General features: G+C 71.2%; 9 protein-coding genes. 6 read left to right on the forward strand and 3 right to left on the reverse strand.

From position 1 onward, the window contains the following. Positions 1 to 293 precede the first annotated feature (293 nt). Positions 294 to 767 carry an SUKH-3 domain-containing protein gene (locus tag ACIQOE_RS12660; RefSeq protein ID WP_401411314.1) on the reverse strand — a complete coding sequence of 158 codons (474 nt, stop codon included), beginning with the start codon at positions 765 to 767 and terminating at the stop codon, positions 294 to 296. After that, positions 755 to 9,436, reverse strand: a complete 8,682-nt coding sequence (locus ACIQOE_RS12665) for a ricin-type beta-trefoil lectin domain protein (protein WP_401411316.1) — start codon at positions 9,434 to 9,436, stop codon at positions 755 to 757. Before ACIQOE_RS12665 ends, ACIQOE_RS12660 begins: the two co-directional genes overlap by 13 nt. Before the next feature lie 244 nt (positions 9,437 to 9,680). Between ACIQOE_RS12665 and ACIQOE_RS12670 the strand changes: the two genes are divergently transcribed. Further along, entirely contained in the window at positions 9,681 to 13,688 is a 4,008-nt protein-coding gene (locus ACIQOE_RS12670; protein ID WP_401411318.1) for a LamG domain-containing protein, read from the forward strand. Positions 13,689 to 13,796: 108 nt separating this feature from the next. Here the strand turns inward: ACIQOE_RS12670 and ACIQOE_RS12675 are convergent, their stop codons facing one another. Further along, on the reverse strand, positions 13,797 to 14,105 hold the full coding sequence (locus ACIQOE_RS12675; RefSeq protein ID WP_401411320.1) for a trypco2 family protein: 309 nt from the start codon (positions 14,103 to 14,105) through the stop codon (positions 13,797 to 13,799). Between the two features lie 91 nt (positions 14,106 to 14,196). Between ACIQOE_RS12675 and ACIQOE_RS12680 the strand changes: the two genes are divergently transcribed. The 5 genes from ACIQOE_RS12680 to ACIQOE_RS12700 all read left to right on the forward strand — a co-directional run bounded on the left by ACIQOE_RS12680 (position 14,197) and on the right by ACIQOE_RS12700 (position 21,940). Further along, entirely contained in the window at positions 14,197 to 15,516 is a 1,320-nt protein-coding gene (locus ACIQOE_RS12680) for a serine protease (protein WP_401411322.1), read from the forward strand. Next, on the forward strand, positions 15,516 to 17,888 hold the full coding sequence (locus ACIQOE_RS12685; RefSeq protein ID WP_365562873.1) for a tetratricopeptide repeat protein: 2,373 nt from the start codon (positions 15,516 to 15,518) through the stop codon (positions 17,886 to 17,888). Before ACIQOE_RS12680 ends, ACIQOE_RS12685 begins: the two co-directional genes overlap by 1 nt. Positions 17,889 to 18,279: 391 nt before the next feature. Beyond that, a complete protein-coding gene (locus tag ACIQOE_RS12690; RefSeq protein ID WP_401411324.1) occupies positions 18,280 to 19,668 on the forward strand; it encodes a vWA domain-containing protein in 1,389 nt (462 codons plus the stop codon). Then, positions 19,665 to 20,687 (forward strand): hypothetical protein, encoded by a 1,023-nt coding sequence (locus ACIQOE_RS12695; protein ID WP_401411326.1) that lies wholly within the window; start codon positions 19,665 to 19,667, stop codon positions 20,685 to 20,687. The genes ACIQOE_RS12690 and ACIQOE_RS12695 overlap by 4 nt, the downstream gene beginning before the upstream one ends. Further along, the gene (locus ACIQOE_RS12700; protein WP_365576820.1) at positions 20,684 to 21,940 is read left to right on the forward strand and encodes a carbohydrate ABC transporter substrate-binding protein; all 1,257 of its coding nucleotides are present in this window, start codon (positions 20,684 to 20,686) and stop codon (positions 21,938 to 21,940) included. The genes ACIQOE_RS12695 and ACIQOE_RS12700 overlap by 4 nt, the downstream gene beginning before the upstream one ends. The last annotated feature ends 56 nt before the right edge of the window (positions 21,941 to 21,996 follow it).

Genomic DNA, 21,996 nt, shown 5'->3' on the forward strand with positions numbered 1-21,996 from the left:
GCTCCAGATCTCAAACAGCCTGTCCGACTCGTACGCTGACACTACCGACCCGCCAAACCTTTTGGAGCAGCCCAGTCGAGTACTTGAACATCGACTGCTGCACCACTCCAGTAGAACTGAATGGACGACCACGACCGACCAAATTCACTATCCACACTATTAAGGTAGGCGTTTCGACCGACGACACTCATCTCCCATGCCGTGTCATTGGTCTCCAAAGAGCCCATTTTTATCGCAAAATTGGACGCCACGATTTCACGGGTTCCGGACCCCCCGACCGTGCACAGTAGATATCAGGGCAACCAATCAGCCCGATGCGCCCGATCTTCTCCGCCGGTGACCACGTAGGTCACCGCCTCAGTGAAGCTCGAACCCAACTCCCAAATGGTGTGCGTCCCCACGGCAATAACCTTACCGTCAGCCGCAATATAAGACCTAAATTGCACGGACCACATTCCGAGGGGCGAGTAGTTCTGGCCAAGTCGTTGAGACAACACGACAGCTTCGTCAAGGGCATCGATGCAGGCGTCCACCGGATCGACCCGCAAGGATGACGCAGGAACACGATCTGCGGAGCTTTTGATCACCAATTCCCCGAATTCTTCCCATACCCGAAGGGCGGTTCCATTCAACTGGAACCCGGCCCCCTCAAGAAAATTAACCGAGGAAGTAATGTCAATTCGCCTATGCGGAAACCATCCAGCCACAACCAAAGCCCTCACGACTGAAGGATCGTCGTCTCTGAACATTCCGCTCAATTGCTCCACGTCCCAAATGTTTTCCTGATCACGACCTGACACGATTCCTCGCACGGGTCGAATGGCACACCGCTCTCCAGCGGAGACCCTAGGGGCCTTACTCGCAGCGTTCTAAAAGATCCGCCGAATATAGCCGAATCACCTTCTGCCTTCTGCGCCTCATTCATAGCGCAGATCTCCGAGCAGGTATCACGCCCATTGGCACCCAGGACGTCGTCGAGCGCACTACCCGGTTCAATTTCAGTATCTCCCTGGGTGCGCCCCCAATAGGACCTCCCAGAAGGTGACGTGTACTCCGTGACAAAGTCAGGGGTTGTCGCCTGATTACGTCCGCGATTTGCGTTGGCGTAATCCTCTAGCGTATGTCCATCTTGAGCTGGGCCAGGTCTCGGATCGGGCCCAGCCTGGGCCGAATTTGTGGGGCAACCAGTATTGTGCACCAAGATCGGCGTGCCGCCCGCCACGACATAATACGTGTGCAGTTCCCGGACCGTGAGGTTCCAGCGGTTCGCCGTGCCCGGTGTGGTGCGGGTCGTGACCACGTAGGCGTGGTCGTTGTCCGCCGTGTTGAGGGCGTCTCCGTGGTGGAGGGCGCCGGCCGGCTTCCAGCTGTGGGTGGTGTCGTCCCAGAACGGGTGGTTGGCCGTCGTGTGCAGCGTGGCCGTGTGGCCGTCCTTGTCGCGGACGGTGACGTCGAGGAGGTCCTTGTCGTGGTTGATCCAGACGTGCTGGACGGTGCGGGCACCCTTGTGCTTGCCCGTGTCCGGGTCGGCCGACTCGACCTTGTCACCGGTCTTGATCTTGCCGATCGCCTTGGTCCTGCCGCCGGCCATGAGGACAGGGGTGCTGGGCGAGAAACTGCAGCGCGGGTTCTCACCGCCTGAACCCTTGTCCGTAGTACCGGAGTTCCCCGTGCCGGGTTCGTCCGGCGCGGCGGCCGCCTTGCTGGAGGCGGCTGCCTCCTGCTGAGGGTCGGCCTTCTTCGGCGCAGCCGCGTTGGCCCCCGCGGAGTCCTTGGTGGATTCCCTGCCGGCGCCCGAGGCGGCCGCGGCGTCGCCCGAGCCGCTGCCCGCGTCGTGCGGGGCCGCGTCGGCGGAGGCCTTCGGGGCCTCACCGGCGCCGCCCGCACCGGATGGTGAGTCGGCTTCCTCTCCGCCTATCGGCTCGCCGCCACCGCAGCCCATGGCCATGCAGTCGGCACCGCCGGCCAGGCCGCCGACCGCTCCGATCGCCTCTCCGGCAGCCATGACGCAGGCGGGGGCGGCGACCACGGTCTCGGTGCAGGCGGCCACGGCGACGACCACCACCACGACCACGGCGACGACCGCGACGACGGTCGCGACCTTCTCGGCGACCGGGAGCGCCTTCTTGAAGTAGTGCCCCGCACATCCCCAGAAGCCCGAACAGCCGCCGCTGCTGTGGTGCTTCTTCGTGCCGCTGGAGGTCGTGGTGGAGGCATACGCCTTGTCGTTGGCCGCCGCGCACTTGGAGTCGCAGCCGCCTCCGCCGCCTCCGCCGTCCATGGCCAGCATCAGACCGCTCGGGTCCGAGCCGCTGGCCGGGTTGTCCCCGGCGTAGGTGTAGCCGCCCATCTGGTTGGGGTCGCCGGCCTCGAAGACCGGGTCGGCGCTCAGGAAGCGGCCGGTGACGGGATCGTAGTCGCGGGCGCCGAGGAGGTCGAGGCCGGTGGTCGGATCGGTGGGCTGGCCGAGGAAGCCGCGGTTCTCGTCCGTCGCCACCCATGAACTCGGCTTGGTGCCACGGGGGTTGCCGTAGGGGTCGTAGAACCGACGGGTGACGGCGAGGGTGGAGGCGTCCACGGCGGTGATCGCGGTGCCCTGGCCGTTGGCGACCTGGTAGGTGACGGAGCCGGTGCTGGAGCGGGTGACGGTGGTGCCGTCGGGCCCGGTGATGTTGCGCAGGCCGGTCCAGGTCTTGGCGGAGACGTTGAGGGTGATCTGCTCGGCGCCGCCGAAGAGGTAGAGGACGCGGGTCTTGTCGGTGCCGTCGACCGCGGCGGTCTGTTCGAGCAGGCCGCCCTGGGCGTCGTAGACGTATTTGCTGGTGTTGGTGTGGCTGCCGGAGGTGGTGGCGACGCCGGCCGTGCGGCCCTCGGCGTCGTAGGTGAAGGTCTGGCTCTGGCCGGCCGGGACCGCACCGTTGGCGGCGTTGGTCCAGGTCTGGCCGGTGCCGCCGCAGGCGGTGAGGGTCAGCTGGGTGCCGGTGGTGGCGGAGGCGGCCGGGTCGGTCAGGCACATCGCGGTGTTGGCGCTGCTGACCAGGGTGCCGGTGGTGGTGACCTTCCACTTCTGGGTGGCGTCGGACTTGCAGGTGTCGATCACCACGAGGGTTCCGCCGGCGGTGGCGTTGCCGTTGGTGTCCAGGCACATGCCGAGGACCTTGACCGTACCGTCGGTGCCGATCGTCCACTTCTCGTCGGTGCCACCGTTGCAGGTGTTGATCTGCACCTTCGTGCCGGCGGTCGTGGAGCCGCCCGCGTCGTCGACGCACCGCTTGACTCCGCCGGTGATGGTGAAGGAGTTGGTCAGCGGTCCGACCGTGGTCACCTTCCGGCTGATGGTGTCGCCGGCGTTGACGTTGCTGTAGGCGGGGTCGGTGTACGTGGTGGCGAGGGTCGCCGTTCCGGCCGGGTCCGTGAGGGTGGTCGTTCCCGCCTGGTCGGGCAGGGTCGCGGGCGTCGTGCCGTTGGTGCCGGTGTAGGCGACGGTCTGCGTGATGTCGTTGAGGGCGTTGCCGGTGGTGTCGTGATTGACGCTGCCGGTGCGGTCGCCGAGCTGGTCGTAGGTGTAGGTCTGCCAGTACGGGGCCGGGCCGCCGACGGTGGTGGCGGTGATCGGGGACGTGGTGGTGGTCTGCACCCGCGCGGTGGTGCAGCCGCCGACCGCGCCCGGCGTGGCCGCGTTCGGGTCGGTGATGCCGGCGGTGTCCGTCCAGGCGGCGGTCAGCCGCTGGAAGGAGTCGTAGGTGAAGCACTGCGTGTCGTGCTTGGTGTTGTCCTGAAGGTCGTCGACCGCGGTGAGTTCGCCGGCCTGGTTGTAGCGGAGGTTGGTGACGTCCAGGGCGGTCGTGGAGGTCTGCAGCATGCTGCTGGCCTGGGTGACACGGCCGGTGGTGGCGTCGTACTGGGCGAAGGTCGCCAGTTCCTTGCCGGTGCGGCCGTAGTCCGCCTGGAGCACGCGTCCGAAGGCGTCGTGGACGGTGGTGTCGAGGTAGGCGGGGGTGTTGGCGGAGTTGATGAAACCGCCGATGCCGTCGAGATTGCCCTGCTGCGTGTAGCCGTAGTCGATGTCCTCGGCCGGCAGGTTGCCGTCCGCCTGGAAGTGCGTGGTGGACAGCAGCCCGGCGGTGTCGGTGTAGCGGTTGGTGCTGGTGTAGGTGACGGTGCCCGACGCGGGGGCGCTGGTCTGGCCGGCGGCGGCGAAGCCGTCGGACGCCGGGATGGTCAGCGTGGTGCCCAGCGGCTGGTAGGCCGTGTTGTAATCGGTGACGGCCTGGGTGTAGGCGGCTCCCGAGGCTCCACCGACGTAGCGGGTCTCGGAGGTCTCGTAGCCCTTCTCCAGCGTGTCGTACACGTGGGAGACGAGCAGCTTGGACTGGTCGGGGCTGGCCGACCAGGGGGCGGAGTACTCGGCGGTGGGGCGGTTGTCCCAGTCATAGGTGAAGGACAGGGCCTGGCCGCGCGCGTCGGTGGTCTGCAGGAGGTTCCCGGCGACGTCGTACTTGTCGAACTTGGTCTTGCCGGTGTTGGGGTCGGTCTGGGTGAGCTTCTGGCCGAGCAGGTTGTAGGTGTACGACCAGGAGTTGCCCGCGTTGTCCTTGATCGTGTCGACCTGGCCGGCGGGCGTGTAGGTGTACGACGTGGTGGCGTCGGCGGCCGGGACGGCGTTCGCGGTGCCCTGTTTCCACAGCTGGGTGGTCCCGTTGGAGGCGACGACGGCCGCGGTGGAGTCGTTGCGTACCTGGAAGGTGGCGCCGGTGGTGGCGGTCAGGCCCGTCGTCCACAGCTGTGCGGCGGCCGTGCTGTAGATCACCAGGTTGCCGTCGGTGCCGAACTTGGCCCATGCGCCGGCGTGGCCGGAGGTGCCCGACGACCAGATGGTCGCGCCGGTCGCGAGTGCGGTCAGTACGAGGTTGCCGTCGGACTGCATGCTCAGGCGCACGCTGTCGGAGGTCAGCGACGTACCCGACGGAATCACCGAGCCGCCGTTGAGGGTGACGGTGGAGCCGGTGTTCTTCACCACCGTCCTGGTGGTCTGGCCGACGGCGTTGGTGAAGGAGGCGGTGGAGCGGCCCCCGGCCGGTGCCGTGGTGTCGACCTCGTCGGCGCCCGGGTAGCTGGTGGAGCCGTGCCACTGCTCGACCGCCTGGTGCCAGAGGGTCTCCTTCAGGGGCCGTCCCTCACCGTCGTAGGCGGTGGTGGTCTCCGAGGGGATCTGGTTCTCGTTCGCCGCGTAGAGCGTGGTCGAGGGGAAGTCGTTCGGCTCCGAGTACGGCGCGTACGACGCCACCTGCCAGCCGTGCGAGTCGTAGAAGGTGTCGGAGACGACCCGGCCCGAGTTGGAGTCGCCCATGGCGGTTGCCTGGGTCTGCCGGGGCTGCAGCATGCCGTCGTAGATCGTGACCGAGGTCGCGTACGTGCCGTCGTCCCGCAGCGTCTTCGAGGTGACCGAGGTCGGCGCGCCGGGCTGGGTGATGGTGCCGCCCGGTGCGGGGACGGCGCCGGGGTCGATGGAGTACGCGAAGGTGCGGTCCGCGCTCTGGCCGGACGCCTTGTCCCGGCCGGGCAGCCACACCGCGGTGCGCCGGCCGAGCGCGTCGTAGGTCATGTCGGTCTTGCGGCCGTTGGCGTCGACGCTCTCCAGCGTCGCACCGCGCAGGGCGTCGAGGGTGGAGCTGACCTTCCATCCCTGACTGTTGACGGAGGTCTCGCCCGTGGCGTTGGTGTTGCCGCCCGAACCGCTCCAGGCGGGGCTGAAGTCGGTGTGCGTCTTCTGCCCGGTGGCGTCGTAGGCGTCGGTGACCCGGCCGGCGCCGTCGTAGGTCATGGCCGACGTGGTGAGCCAGTTCTCCGTCGTACCGGTGTAGCCGGTGGCCGTCTGCGTCGCGGTCGACTCGCCGGAGGCGGAGACCTTCCCGAAGGTGCCCAGGGTGCCGGGGGTGCCGTCGCCGAGGTAGTAGATCTTCTTGTCCGTCAGCAGGCTGCTCGCGCTCGCCGCGGTGGAGCAGTCACCCGCGACCGAGGTGACCCGGTCCGGGTAGGACAGCATCATCGTGTTCGAGGTCGGTGGATCGGCGTAGGCCGTGGTCGCGCACTTCTCCTGCTTGGGGTCGACGCCGTCGCCGTGCGCGTTGACGGTGGAGAGCCGGCCTTCGCTGTCGTACGTGGTGTCGTTCTTGGTGTGCCGCCACGTGTTGTCGGCGAGGAGTTCGTACTGCAGGGAACTGCTGGCCTTGATGCGGTGCGCGGTGAGGTCGGGCAGCGTGGCCGCGTCCGGCTTGGTCCCGCCGGGGTTGTCGTCCTGGGTCCAGGCCGTCCAGGAGGTCTGGGGTGCGGAGGCCGTGGTGGTGAAGGTGAACGGGCCGTTGATGCTGACCGTGTCGGCCGTGCCGCCGGCCTGGGTGTAGCCGGTGTCCTGGAAGTCGGTGCCGGCGAGCTGGTCGGCGTCGGTGACGCTCAGGACCGTGTTGCCGCCGACCTTGGCGTCGACGGTGACGGAGCGGCGGGTGCCGTCGGCCTTGTAGTCACCGTCCATGCCCTGCAGGTAGGTCGTGGTCTGCTGGGTGACGGGTTCGGGCGCCTGACCGGTCTGGACGGTGACGGTGCGGAAGCCGCGGAACTGGTCCCAGGTGCGGTACTGGTCGTCGGTCAGTGCGTCGTCGTCACGGTGCCAGGCGGGGCCGGTGTAGCTGTAGCGGGAGATCTGGGTCTCGGAACCGGCCGGGTTGTTCTGGGAGTCCGGCTTGTACTGCCCGGCGATGGTCAGGTCGGACGTGGCCACGCTGTTGACCGTGACCTTGTTGAACCAGTCCGCGACCGGCTTGGAGGCGCCGGGCACGGTCCAGTAGACGGGGTAGCAGGAATTGGTGTTGCTGTCCGCCTGGGAGATCGTGAGCGTCTTGCCCGCACACGGGGCGGAGTTGTACGCGACGGCTATCGACTCGCCGGTCTCCGTCTGGATGCTGGAGATGCGGGGCCGGTACAACGGCGGCGCGGACGGGGAGTCGTCGTCGACCCGGTTGTCGATCTCGGTGCCGGTGAAGGACACCTGGTTCAGAGCGATGTCGCTGTTGCCGTTGCCGTAGGTGTCCTTGCCGGTGTGCCGGACGGACTGCAGCCACATCACGGCCTGCAGCATCCCGGCGTCCTTCGGGTCCACCGTGGTGCCGGTGACGGGGTCGACGGTGCCGCCGGCGTCCGAGTAGACCTGGCCCAGCTTGTAGGTGTCGACCGCGGTGAGCTGGTCGGTGGCCTTCACATGGACCTTGGTGGTGATGGAGTCCAGTCGGGTGGTGGTCCAGAAGCTGGGGCCCGAGGTGACGCACACGTCCTCCGGGACCTTGGTGGCCCCGTCGGGCAGTTTGGTCTTGTCGGTGGAGTCGCAGTGCAGGTCCCACGGCACGTCCGGCCAGTGGGTGGCGGTGCTGTCCTTGAGGTTGTCCGCCGAGCAGTCGCTGAAGCCGTCGGTGGTCTGGCACCGCTGGTCGAGGCCGAAGTCGACCTCGGCGGCCGGGGTGCGGCCGGCCTGCTCGTCGTCCAGGGTGTAGCCGTAGGAGATCAGGGTCAGCGCGCCGCCGCGGGTGTACGACGTCAGGGTTCCGGTGTCGTCCGGGTCGTCGGTCGCGGCCGCCTGGCCGCCGCCGAGGTCGTAGTAGTTGGACTCGGCCGTGTAGTCGTAACGCTGGACGAAGCCGTCCGGCGCGACGACGAAGTCCAGGTTCCAGCGCCAGCCTTCGGGCTTGTCGCACTGCGACGCCTTGCCCTTGGCGTCGTCGTGGCAGGGGTCGGCGGAGCGCGGGTGCAGGACGGGGACGCCCCAGGCCGAATGCGTGGAGGGGTCCGCGGGGTCGGCGGGCATGGTGGCGCCGGTGCCGGGGTCCTTGGGCGAGTGATCGGCACCGAAGTACGCGGCCGTGCCGTCGGTGGTCAGCACCCGGTAGTAGACGCCGTCGTGCAGCCCGTTGGCGGCGCCGGACAGCTCCTGCACGACCGTGCCGTCGTCGCCCTGGATGCGCCACTGCTTGATCTCGCCGGGCACCCCGGAGTCGACGCCGTCGGGCACGAGCACACCGGAGTGCGAGCCGAAGGACAGCGTGGCGTTGTCGCCGCCCCAGCACTCGTCCGACGACCCCTTGACGAGCTTCTTGCCGTCGGAGTCTAGGAGCGAACCGCAGCTGCGGTAGCGCCGCTCGACGTAGCCGACCTGGTAGCTCCAGCCGTCGCCGACCCAGGAGGCCTGCGCGTTGCGGGCCGTGGTCTCGCCGTCGACGGACTGGGAGTCGTAACCCAGGCCCACCGAAGGCGCGTTGCCGCCGATCGCGGCGGGCACGGAGATCGGGTAGGAGTAGGTGAAGGAGCCGGTCGCCGAGGCCTGCCAGGAGCCCGCGGCCGACAGTTCGGTGGCTCCGTAGTCGCCCTGTGAGCCGGAGGTGCCCGAGGTGACGGCGAGTGCGGTGGTGTCGGCGGCCGCGGCGGCGGTCAGCGGGGCGGTGCGGGCCGACATCGTGTCCGGTCCGCCGGTGGCGCTCTCGGTCGGCTGCGGGGATCCCGCGCTTCCGGTGGGCTTCGGGGACTGCGTGCCACCGGCCGGCTTCGCGGTGCCGGTGGGGCCGGAGGGGGCCGTGCTGGTCGTCGCGGACGGATCGTTCTCGTCGTCGGACGACGGGGCGTGAGCGGTGTCCTCGTCGTCGGCGGACCCGGCGGCCGTGGTGACGGTAGCGGTCAGCTGATGCGCGGCGGCCCGGTTGGTGAACTTCAGCGGAGTGGCCTTCTGGCACTCGGCCCGCTCGGGAGTGGTCAGCGCACAGCCCGGCAGTTGGACGAGCCGCAGCCGGGAGCCGTAACCACCGCCGTACGCACGGGCTATCTCCGAGTAGTCGATGACCACCTTGACGCGGCCGCGAGCGGCCTGCGTTCCGGACGGGGTGATGCCCAGGAGCATGCCGTTGGCGCCGGTGCGCAGCGTCTGGGCGTGGGAGGCGGCCTGCACCCGTACGGAGTCGACACCGCGGCCGGTGCCGGCGGGCGCCACCCAGACGGGGAGGGCGCCCGCCCTGACCGGCCCGGTCCTGCCGTGCGTGTCCAGGTCGACGACCGCGCTGCCTGCCCGGGGCCACCGCACCGTCTGCGCGTGGTAGGCGCCCAGCGCCTTGTACCCCTTGGGGGGTTTGCGCGTCTTGGACTGCAGAAGGTGCGAGCCTACGGCTTCGGTGGCGGGAAGCTTCTTGGGACGCCACACCGTGCCGTCGAACGTGAAACCGCCGTGGTCGCCGAACCCGTCGTCGGAGTGGCCGGCGAGGAAGCCCGGCGTACCGACTCCCGTGGCGATCGCGACGGGGACGAGCAGCGCCAGCAGGGCGACCGGAACGGTCCACAGCCCCAGCCCCCCGAAGAATCTCCGGTGCCAGGTGCCCGCGAACCAACGCCGTCTGCCACTCACTCGTAACCCCCCACGACATGCCCCTGAAGGGGTTGTCACACAGTCGGATCACAGGTGAGTGATCGACCGAAGGCTAGGTAGGCCCATGATCACGCCTCAAGGTCCTTTGCCGTTTCCAGGGAAAGATCATGCAGATACATGACAGATCCTGTGCAGTTTCTGTGCCGAAATTGATCACTTGACTGCTCCCTGTGGCAACCGGGCTTCTCATCCCGCTGCCCGTGACCCGAAGGAAGCCCGCCAGGTGTCGAGACCACCGATACGCACCGGCCGCAGACGCGCCGTGCCGGCCAGCAGACTGGGCCTGTTCACCGCCGTGTTGAGCCTGGTGACGGTCCTCCCCGTGCTGCCCGCCGCCGCCGACGGCTCCCCGCCGGCCCCCTCCGACCCGTTGCTCGCGGCCCGGGCTGAGGCCCAGTCGACCGGCCGCGCGGTTCCGGTGGACGCCCTGACGACGGAGGTCTCCACCACCGACGCGCTGCCGGACGGCACCTTCACCAGCACCACCAGCGCGCTGCCGGTCAGGGTGTTCAAGGACGGCGCGTGGACCCCCGTCGACTCCACCCTCGTCCCCGACGGCGACGGCGGTTACACGCCGACGGCCACACCCAACGGGGTCGCCCTCTCCGGCGGCGGTGACGGGCCGCTTGTCACCCTCACGCACTCCGACGGCCCCAGCATGGCGCTGACCCTGCCGTTCTCCCTGCCGAAGCCTCAGGTCAGCGGGGACACCGCCGTATACGCTTCGGTTCTGCCCGGCGTCGACCTGTCGGTGTCCGTGACCGACCAGGGCGGCTTCAGCGACGTCCTGGTCGTGCACGACCAGGACGCGGCGGACAACCCTCAGCTGAAGAAGCTCACCCTCGCCGCGGACACGCACGGCCTCGCGCTGGCCACCGCCGACGGCGACACCATGACCGCGACCGCCGCCGACGGCGATCTGGCCTACACCAGCCCGCAGCCGCTGATGTGGGACTCCGGCACCACGCCCGCGGCACCCGAGGGCCCCGCCTCCGACACGGCCTCCTCCGTCGACGGTCCGGGCCCGGGCGCCGACACCGAGCCGGTCGCCATGACCGCCACCAGCAAGGCGGTGACGCTGACCCCCGACGCGGGGATGCTCACCGACTCCGGCACGACGTACCCGGTGTACATCGACCCGTACACCAACCCGGTCTCCTCCACGGCCGGCCACTACACCGAGGTGTACTCCAGTTCGACCTGCGACAACTCACCGCAGTACGACAAGGCGCAGACCAACGGCCAGGGCGTCGGCTACCAGCGGTGGGGCGGTGCCTGCGGCGTCGGACTGGAACGCTCGTACTGGGCGATCAACACCGGCGGACTGCACTCCTCGTTCGTGGTGTACGACGCGTACGTGAAGGTCTCCACCACGTACGCGGCGAGCTTCAACTGCAGTGAGAACCAGCCGCTGACGCTGCACACCACCAACGCGATCAGCTCCAGCACCGACTGGCTGTCCCGGCCCGGGGTGCACGACACCGCGTTCCCGCCGGTGAACGAGACCGTGCCCAGTGGTGCCAACTCCGGCAGTTCGTGCAGCAACAGCACCGCCACGTTCCATCTGAAGGACCAGGCACAGAAGATCGCCGACCAGGACGGCAACGGCTACGACGCCGACGGCACCTTCGGCGACGGCACCAACACGTGGACCATCGGCCTGTACGGCAACGAGTCCGAGAGCTCCGGCAACACCGACTACCTCCGGATGTCGACGACGCTGACGCTGACCACCAAGTTCGACATCCCGCCGGGCGTCCCCACCAGCCTTCACACCACCCCGGGCGCCACCGGTGCCGCGGACGCCTGCACCACCAGCGGCGTCGGCTGGATCGGAGCCACCACCTACTCCGACGCGGGCAGTGACATCACCCTGCACTCCACCGTCACCTCGCAGATCTCCGGCGAGAAGGTCAGGGCGCACTACTACGTCTGGGACCGCACGATCGACCCGGACGGCGACGGCAACGGCGCCTCCGTCTCGACCCCGGACAGCGGCTGGCTGGCATCCGGCACCGACGCGGCCATGAAGGTCGGCGCCACGCTCAAGGACGGCCACCAGTACGGCTGGGACGTCTACTCCGAGGACGACTCGGCCGACCAGAACCTGACCTCGGCCAAGTCCGAACACTGCTGGTTCAACACCGACTTCACGGCACCGCAGACTCCCGAAGTCACCGGGAACCCCTCCTTCCCGCAGGTCGGTTCCGACAGGACCGGGGACGTGGTGTACGCGGGCCCCAAGAAGACGACCGCCTTCACCGTCGCCGGAGCCGACGCCCCGGCCTCCGACGACAGCTGCGACCCCGGCACCTGCAGGTCGAGCGGCATGGCGTCGTTCCTGTGGCAGCTCGACTCGCCGCCGTCCGCCGCGACCGGCACGCCGGCCGCGGTCACGGGCACCGACAGCCAGGGCCGTTCGACCGCCACGATCCCCGTGCCGATCCAGGACTGGGGTGTGCACACCCTCTACGTGGCCGGCGTGGACAAGGCGGGCAACATCTCCACCAGCCCCGCCGGCTACACGTTCGTGGTCCCCTGGGACCCGGCCACCACCGTCAAGCCCGGTGACATCTCCGGCGACGGTGTGCCCGACCTGCTCGCCACGACCAAGACCGGGGACCTCGACCTGATCCCGGGCGACCGTGACCCCGCGCAGACCACCGCGCCCGCCCAGTCGGGCCCGGTCGACGGCACGCCGCCGGACGTCACCGGCCCGGTCACCGTGTCCACCCCGGTGGACTCGCCCGACGGCACGGGCTGGAACAACTACCTGATCGCGCACCGCGGCAACATGCACGGTGCCAACGGCGACGACCTGTGGGCGTACAACAGGACGACCGGCGAGCTGTACGTCGTCAAGAACGACCTGGACCCCGTCAACGACGGTGATTTCCCGAGAAAGCCCTGGTCCACGTTCGGGGGGTTCATCGGCAAGCGCTTCGACCGCGTCGTCAAGGACGCCTGCGCGCCCTCCGACGTCGTCGCGGACGACACCCGCTGCCGCACCACCGACTACGACAGCACGGACTGGAACGTCAGCCAGCTCATCGCTCCCGGGAACGTGTTCGGGAACACCGACGACTATCCCGCCGTCATCACCGTGGAGAACAAGGAACTCTGGATCTACCAGTCCGACGGCGGCTACCACCTCAAGAACCCGATCCTGCTGGGTGACGGCGACTGGACCGGCCAGACCCTGATCTCCGCAGGCACCCTCAAGGGCAAGCCGGTCCTGTGGGCCCGTGACAAGGCGTCCGGAAAGCTGTACAGCTACCCGCTCACGATCGACCCGGCGACCCTCGTGCCGGCCCTGCTCCACCCCGCCACCCGCACCGACCTCGGGCTCACCCTGCCGTCGGCGACGTACCCGGTGGTCGCCTCACCCGGCGACGTCAACAGCCCGGTCCAGACCGGCGACGCCAACCCCGGCGGCCCGGACGGCATTCCGGATCTCTACGCGGTCGACACCTCCGGCCAGCTCCTGGAATACAACTACCGGCAGAGTGGCGTGCCGGCTTCTCCGCCGGCCTATGCCTTCGGGGCTCCGGTGTCGCTCGGCTCGGTCACGGACACCGCGTCCCACTGGTGGAACCTGGCGGAAGGCTCCGGAGCCGCCACTGCCGACAGCACGGGCACTCTCAACGCCACGCTGGCCGGCGGCTACTCCTGGACGAACGACACGACACGGGGCAACTCCCTCACCCTGAACGGCAGCACCGGATACGGCAGTACGACCGGGCCGGCCGTGGACACGTCCAAGAGCTTCACCGTCTCCGCCTGGGTCAGACTCGCCTCACTCACCGCCAACAGCACGTTCCTGTCCCAGAACGGCACCACCAACAACGGCTTCCAGCTGTACTACTCCTCCGGCGCCGGCGCCTGGGCGTTCGGGCGGCACAGTACGGACGCGGCGACGGGCGCGGTCTGGCGGGCGGCCTACGGCGGCAAGCCGGCCGTCGGCCGGTGGACCCATCTCGTCGGCATGTACGACGCCACCGCCAAGCAGATCCGTCTGTACGTCGACGGCAGGCTCGCGGCGACCAACGACTGGACGTACACGCCGTGGAACGCCACCGGCCCGCTGCAGCTCGGCCGGAAGCTCGCGTCCGGAACCTACGGTGAATACACCAACGGTGCGATCAGCGACATCCGTCTCTATCCCATGGCCCTGCCCGCCGCCGACGCCTCGGCAGGCGGTGATCTGCCGAAGGTGACGCAGCTCGACTGACGATCCGGCCTCCCCCGGACCTGTCCACGCCCGGAGTTCTCGGGCGCGGACAGGTCCGGCCGCGTCCGGGGACCGAGCGGACCATGGGCGAGCGGTCGCCGGGAAGGGTCACGGGAACCGGGATTCGCGGCTCACCTCGTGGTGGTGGCCGTCCGGGCGGGGCAGGGGCTTGAGGTCGACCTGGATGCGATGCGTGGAGTCGTGGCTGACCGAGCCGCCGAGGCGCGCCTCGACCACGCCGAGCCGCAGCCCCGCCCCGGCCTCGCCGGCCCGGTGGAACTGCACCGAGAACTCCAGGCTGACCTGCTCCACGCTGAACCGCCAGTCGCTCCGGGCGCCCTCCGCCTGCGCCCTGGCCAGTTCCGCACGGACCGTGCCGATGGCCTCCGCGAGGCCGATCGGTTCTGGATCCCCCATCACAACTCACCGCCGGCTTCCGTCGCTTGACCGATCCAACCGGGTCACAAGTCTAGGGACGGGCGATGCCCCGCGCGTAGTGTGAGACAGCATGGGGGACTTGCGTGCCGACTGGAGACTCAGGCTGCGACGCGGGGACGCGCACGGGCCCGTCTGCGGGGCCGGTGTACTCGTCGATCAGCACACGGCGTTGACCTGCGCGCACGTGGTGCGCCACCCGGACGCCGTGATGTGGCTGGAGTTCGCCGAGAACGGCGCGCTGGAACCGGTGGCCGCCAGGGTCATGCCGGGCGGCTGGCTCCCGGAGGGCGAACACGGCGAGGACGTGGCCGTGTTACGGCTCGACAGCCCGCGCCCGCGAGCGCGTCCCGCTCCACTGGACCCCGTGCTCAGGGCCGGGACCGAGGTGTACGCGACCGGGTACGCGGAGGGCTTCGACGACGGCATGAGCCTGTGGGGCCGGATCGGCGGCGCCAGCGGCGAGCGGGTGCAGCTCGACGCCGTCACCAAGGCGGAGGTGGTGCGCGCCGGGTTCAGCGGCGCGGCCGTGTGCACCAGGCCCCTGGAGGGCCGGCCGGTGCGGGTGGTCGGTCTCGTCGTCAGCCGCCGCGGCGACCTGGGCGAGGTGCTGCCCGAGAACAACCGGCTGGCCTTCTCGTACCTGATCCCGGTCGACCTGATCGCCCAGCTCTCGCCGCTGGTCGGGGAGTTGAGCGGCCCGGATGCCTGGGACCACGCCTTCGGGGAGCGCCTTGAGCGGTGGTTCGGCGATCCGGACGAGGACCCGGTGAAGATCACCGTGGTGCCGCCGGGCAGCGGCAAGGACCGTTCGCTGCGCCATCTGCTGCACCGCGCCGACGTCGTCCATCGCGGCGGCGACAGCCGGCCGCACCTCGCCGACCACGCCCTGGGCCGGATCTCCTTCCCGGTGGGCGAGTACCTCGCGTACTGGGACTGGCTGCTCGGTACCGCGCGCCGCCCGGCCGGCCCGGCCCCGGCACCCGCCCGGCCGGTGACCCTCGTGGTCGACGGCCTCGACGAGGAACCCCGCCCCGGCCCGCTCCTCGAACTGCTGCTGCGCTTACGGGAGCTGGGCTTCCGGCTGCTGCTCGTCTTCCGTCACGAGGGCGGCACCGGCTGGAACGCGGCCCGTGACGACCTGCTTCTCCCCGCGCTGTCCGACCACGCGGACGTCCTTCTCGGACGGCTGGAGCAGGCCGAGTTCGGCAACGCGATCCGCCGGGACGTCGTCGACAGCGCGTCCCTCGACTCCGTGACGGAGACGGCCGACCTGCGCCGGGCCGAACTCCGCCGGATCGCCGCCGCAGCCGACCCGCAGCGCCGACTGCCCATGCTGCGCGCCCTGCTCAGGACCCTGCGCGCCGACCTGGACCGGCAGGGAGGCCGCTGATGCGCGAGGAGCGCACCGGCCCGGACGGCGGCCGGCGTCCGGCCGGCTGCCCGCACCGCGCCTTCGACGGATCGCGCTGCCCGGGCTCCGTGCTGCCCACCGGCTGGTGCGACCGGTGCGGCCGCGCGGAGCAGGGCCCGAGCCTGCCCGACCTGCCCGAGGACCCGCGCGACCTCGGCCCCCGCGACCTCCTGACGCTCCCCGACCGCGCCCCGCGCCCCGCCGGGGCACGCCTGGTCCGCGCGGAGACACCGCTGCGGATCCGCATGGGCTGCTCGGCCGCCGACTGCGGGATCACCTTCGCCCCGCCCTACACCGAGGGCCCGGTGCCCATCACCGGGTACTGCCCGGCGTGCGGCGCGCGGTACTCGTACGAACCGGAGCTGTCCGAGGGCGAGTTGCTGCGCGACCAGTACCGGATCATGGGACCCATCGACCACGGCGGGCAGGGCTGGGTCTACCTCGCCGAGGACACCCATCTCGGGGACGTGGTGGCGGTGAAGGGGCTGCTCAACCGGTACGAGGAGGACGGCGCCCGGCTCGCGGACGTCGAGCGCCGCAACCTCGTCGCCATGCGCCACCCCCGCATCGTGCAGATCCGCGACTTCGTCGCCCGCGGCGACGGCAGCGGGGAGATCACCGGCGGCTACATCGTCATGGACGACGTCGGCGACGGCACGCTGGAGAAGGTGGTGGAGGAGACCCGGCGGGGCGAGTCGGTGCTCGACATCGAGCACGTGGCGGCGTACGGCTGCCAGATCCTCGAAGCCCTGGTGCATCTGCACGCCGGCGGTGAACGGGTCTTCGTCTACGGGGACATGAAGCCCTCGAACGTCGTGCACCACGGGGACGGCGTGAAGGTCATCGACCTCGGCGGGATGCGCGAGGAGGGCCAGAACCGGCCGCCCGCCCACGTCACCGGCGACTACATGGCGCCCGAGACCGCGTTCTCGGGACTGCCCACCGTCGCCCATGACCTGCACACCGTCGGTGTCACCCTGCGGGAACTCGCCCACTGGGCCGTCGACGGGGTACCGGGCCTCGGCACCCGCTCCTTCTGGCAGGTCGTCGAGCGCGCCGTACGGACCGATCCCGGACGGCGTTTCGCCGACGCCCGCGAGATGGCCGGCCAACTGCGGGGCGCGCTGCGGGAGATCAGGGCGCTGCGCGGCAAGAGCGATCCGCCGGAGCCGTCCGACTACTTCCGTCCGTCCCCGCAGCTGCTCGGCGCCCGGCTCGGCACGGTACCGGGCGTCGAGCACTGGCTGGAGCGGCCGCGCCGCGACCGGTACGAGCCGCCGGTGGCGCCCGCCCTCGACCTCGGCGCCCCGACGCCCGCCGAGATCGCCGGGTGCCTGCCGGTGCCGCGCCGGTATCCGGGCGATCCGCAGACCGCGCGGTTCGAGGTGAGCAGCGGTTACGACCCCGGGCTGCTCCTCGACCAGGAGGACGAGAAGCCTGCGTCGGTGGAGATCTGCCTGCACAACGTGCGTGTCCTGCTGGGCCGCAACACCCGTGCCGACCTGGAGCTGGCCCAGGCGGAACTGGACACCGCCGACTCCGTCCCGGGACCGTCCGCGGTGCGCCGGTGGCGGCTGGAGTGGCACCGCGCGCTGCTGGCGCTGCGGCACGCCGGTCTGCACGACGCGCCCCACCAGATCACCGAGGCCCGCACCCATTTCCTGCGGGTCCACCTCGAACTGCCCGGCGAGTACGCACCGAAGCTGGCCCTCGCCTACTGCGGCGAACGGCTCGGCGACCACGGCAACGGGCCGACCGCCAGGGAGCTGTACGAGGCGGTGTTCGCGCGCAACCCCGCGCACGGCGGTGCCGCGCTGGGGCTGGCCCGGCTGGCGCTGCGCGCGGGCGACCGGCGGGCCGCTCTCGACGTCCTCGGCCGGGTGGGGCCCGGCACCCTGGACCACACCGTCGCCCGGATCGCCTCCCTGCGGATCCGCGCGGCCCGGCTGCCCGGTGGCGACGACGGTCCGCCGGCGGCGGGCTTCGCTCCGCTGCCCGCGCCCGCCGAGGTCGACGCGGCCCTGGCCGAGCTGCCCGGCCTGGTGGGCCGCGCACCGGGTGCGGGCGGGCCGAGCCTGTCCGAGGACGAGGCGCTGCGGCTGCGGACCGAGCTGCACGAGTGGAAGCTGGACGCGCTGCACCACCAGAGCGACCGGAGCGACCGGCCGGGCACCGGCGCCGGGCGGCTCGACGCCCGCCGGCTCAGACGCCTGGCCCCGCCGGAGCGCGAGCAGCGCCGGCGGCTGGAGTCCCTGTACCGGCAACTGGCCGCCCGGCACCGGGAGTCGGCCACCGCCCACGAACACCTCGTGGACCTCGTGCACGCGGTGCGGCCGCAGACCCGGATCTGAACCCGGGGGCGGGGACGGCACGGCGGCCCCGGCGGTACGACGGAGAACACCGGGCACCCGGCCGGACCGGGCGGCGCCCTCGGGAACCCGCCGCCAGGCATCGGGCAGCCGGGCGGGGACACGCGATACGACCGACCCGAACGGCACCACACAGGCACACGGCACGACCGACCCGAACGGCACAACGCAAGCTCACGACACGATCGACCCGAACCGCACGACACAGGCACACGGCACGACCGACCCGAACCGCACGACACAGGCACACGGCACGACCGACCCGAACGGCACAACCCAAGCTCACGACACGACCCGAACCGCACGACGCAGGCGCACGGCATCGCACCCGCGGTGCCGGCGGTGACCCAGGGAAGGAGCGGTGACCGAGGACATGAGCAGCCGCACCCGGCCGTCGCACCCGGCCGTCCGCCTCCACGTCGACCTCGACGGCGACCTGCGCCCGCACCGCAGCGCGAAGATCGAGGCCCATCTGCGGGTCGAGGTGGCCGCTGACCGTGCCCCGAACGACCTGCCGGCGGTCGAACTCGCCGTGATCGTCGCGGTGGACGTGGCCGAGGCCAACCGGGCGGCCGTCCGCCACGCCCTGCCGGCCGCGCTGCGCGCGCTGCCCGACGGCATCTCCTTCGCCGTGCTCGGCAGCGGTCCCGAGCCGGTCCGGTTCCACCCGCGGGACGCCGGTACGTGGGCCGTCGCCGACCGGGACCAGCGGCGCCGGGCCGCGTTCGCCGTGGGCTCGCTGCCGCTGCACCGGGACGGCCCGCGTCCCGCCGGATACGCGCCCTGGGCCGCCGAGGCACGGGCGTTGCTCACCGACCGTCCGCTGTCCGTACCGCACCTCGTGCTGATCACCGACGGCAGCAGCGCCGCGGGCGAGACCCGCCTCGACGAGGAACTGGACGCCTGCGCGGGGAAGTTCACCTGTGACGTGTTCGCGGTGGGCGCCGACTGGCCGCCCGATCCGCTGCTGGCCATCGCCGAACGGCTGCACGGCACGGCCCAGTTCGTGGACGAGGGACTCGGCCGCGCGGTCACCGACGCCATCGCGCGGCTGCGCCGGGCCGGGCCCGCCCAGCTGGCGATCGAGGTGACCCTGCGGCCGTCGGTGCGCCAGGTCTCGCTCACCGAGAAGGCTCCCCGGCCGCACCGCCTGGTCGGGCTGCCCGAGGCCGACCGGCCGCACCGCTGGACCTTCCCCACCCACCAGTGGGAACAGGGCCGCCGCGACTACCTGCTCACCCTGGTCGCCGGCGCCGACGACGACCCGCTGGAGACGGACCTGCAGTTCGCCATGGTCTCCGTCGACGGCGTCCACGTGCCCGTCGTCGCCCGCTGGCACCTGCCCCGGCCGTCCGCGCCGCCCGGCCCGACGGGCGGGGGCAGCGTGCGCAGTCTCGACGCCACCGCCCGGATGCGCGGCGCGCTGCGCGAGGGGCTGACCGCGCTCCAGGCCCACCGGCCGGACACCGCGCGGGAGTGCCTGGCGCAGGCGGCCCGGCTGGCGGCGCGGTTCGGCACCGACTGGGTGCTGGACGAGATCCGTACGGTCGCCGACGTCGAGGACGCGGCCGAGGGACGGATCCGGCTGCGCACCGTGGCCGCCGGGACGCTGGGCCCGATGATCCTGCGGGCCGGCTCCCACCCGGGCGCGCCCGTGGCCGACGGCGCCGGCGCACCGCCCGGACCGCGCTGCGGCGCCTGCCGGAACCCGGCCGGCGGCGAGGCCCGCTACTGCATCGCCTGCGGAAAGAAGCTGCTGTGACGACCGTACGGACGACCCTGCCCCGGCGGTGTTCCCCGGCCGCGTTCTGGCGCGGGCGGCTGCGCCGCACGCGGACCCGCCGGCTGCTGGAGACGCACCTGCTGGTGCTGCTGCTGTGCGCGGCGGTGGCCGCGGTCTCGCTGTTCCTCTCCTACCGGCAGACGCAGCGCGGCGCGGCGGCCCTCGCCGCCCGTGAGGCGCCGGCCGTGCAGGGGCTGGCCGCCACCCGGCTGGCGGCGCTGCGGGCCGACCAGGAGGCGCACGCCCTGGTGACGGCGCACCTCGTCGACGTGGCGGGTTCGGGCGAGACGTACCGCTCCCAGCTGTCCGCCGCCGACCAGGGCCTGTCCCGGATCGCCGACCGCACCGACCAGGATCTCGGTACGGTCAACGGTCTGCTCGCCACCTACGGCAACTCGCTCGGCCTGGGCACGTCCATGTACCGCGACCAGCCGCTGATGCGGGAGCAGAAACTCGACGAGGCGGACTCGCTGCTGACCCGCAGCAAGGTCGGGCTGGCGCCCCGCCTCGACGCCCTGCAACGGGTGCAGCTCCGGCACGCCGCCGCCACCGCGACCATGGGGCGGTGGCAGCGGGCCGGCTGGTGGCTCGCCGAGATCGCCCTGGTGGCAGTGGCGTCGACCCTGCTGTCGGCGCTGTTCGTGCTGCGCGACCGGTGCGGCCGGGACTGGAACCCCTATCTGGTCGCGGCGTTCGTCCTGACCGTGCTGCTCGCGGTGTTCCCGCTGCTGACGGCGACCGCCGCCGAGGACCGCCTGGCGGGCGCGCTCGGTGACCTCGGGCGCATCACGGAGATGTCCCGGCACACCGGTCCGGGGCTGGCCGCCGCGCAGCAGGGCGTGGCGCAGGAGTCGGAGGAGGTCCGGCGGGAACTCGCGGCCGGCGACTGGGCGGACCGGATCTACCAGGGCACGGTGGTCGGCGGCCTGCTGGTCGTCGTCCTGCCCGCGCTGGGCCTCGGGCTCCGGCTGGACAGCGACTACTGGAGGCGGCGGTGACCCGGCGGTTCAAGGTGCTGGTCGTGCTCGTGGTGATGGCGCTGGTCGCGGCCGGCGGGCTGGTGGCGGCCTGGGCACGGCACGACGACGGGGAGCCGGTGACCATCCTGGGGACCTGGACCGGGGACCAGGCGGACCGGTTCGAGGCCGTGCTGCGGGACTTCGGGATCCCCTTCCGCTACCAGGGCACCGCCGCCCAGCGGGAGGTGCTGCTCTCCAAGGTGCAGTCGGGGGAGCCGCCGGACATCGTGATCATGCCGGGCATCGGTGAACTCGCCGAGTACGCCGACCAGAACCGTCTCGAACCGCTGAACGGGCTGTACGACCCCGGGCAGTACGGCGCGCCGTGGAACGCCACCGGCACCGCCTCCTCGTCGGTGTACTGGGTGCCGGTCAAGGCGGACCTGAAGAGCATCGTCTGGTTCCGGCGGGGCGAGAAGCCCGCCGACGCGCCTGCTCCGCTGCGCAGTTGGTGCATCGGCATGGGTGACGACGGCGCCTCCGGGTGGCCCGGCACCGACTGGATCGAGGACCTCGTGCTGCAACGGGCGGGCCCCGGTGTCTACGCGCAGTGGGCGCTGGGCGCCGGGGGGACGCGGTGGTGGCAGAGCGACGCGGTGCGCTCCGCGTGGCAGGCATGGGCCGGTCTGCTGGCTCAGGACCGGGTCCGGGCGCGGCACGCCCTGCTCACCGACCACCGCGGCGCCCCGGACGGCGACGGGCTGCTCTTCGCCGGGTGGGGCGGCTGCGGGCTCGAACACCAGGGGTCGTTCGCGCGCTCCTTCTACCGGGGCGAGGCGGCGCACGCGGACCTGACGGACTCCGCTCCGCTGCTGCCGGGTGGCGGCCGGGTGCAGGCCCACGAGGTCACCGGTGACTTCGCGGCCCTGTTCAGCGACCGCCCCCAGGCACGGGAGCTGGTGAGGCTGCTGGCCTCCCGGGACGGCCAGCAGGAGTGGGCCACGTCGGCGGACTTCTTCTCGGCGAACCGGGAGGTCACCCCGCGGGACGACGAGGTCGCCCACGAGATCGCCGAACGGCTCCGGGAGGGCCCGCGCTGCCTGGACGCCTCGGACGTCATGGCACCGGCCGTACGGGACGCCTTCTACGAGGCGGTCCTGCAGACCATCGCCCGGGTCGCCGACGGCCAGGACCCCGGCACCGCGGGCCTGCTGCGGGACCTCCAGCGGGTGCAGGACGCCCAGGGCGCCCCGGGAAAGGCCGCGCCCCGGACGGTGTGCAGCCCCCGGTGAGCGGGTCGGGACGGGTCCGGCCGGGCGCGGGCGGAGGACGGCGGCGGAGGACGGCG

Source organism: Streptomyces sp. NPDC091282 (assembly GCF_044757385.1).
GTDB classification, from domain to species: domain Bacteria; phylum Actinomycetota; class Actinomycetes; order Streptomycetales; family Streptomycetaceae; genus Streptomyces; species Streptomyces gramineus.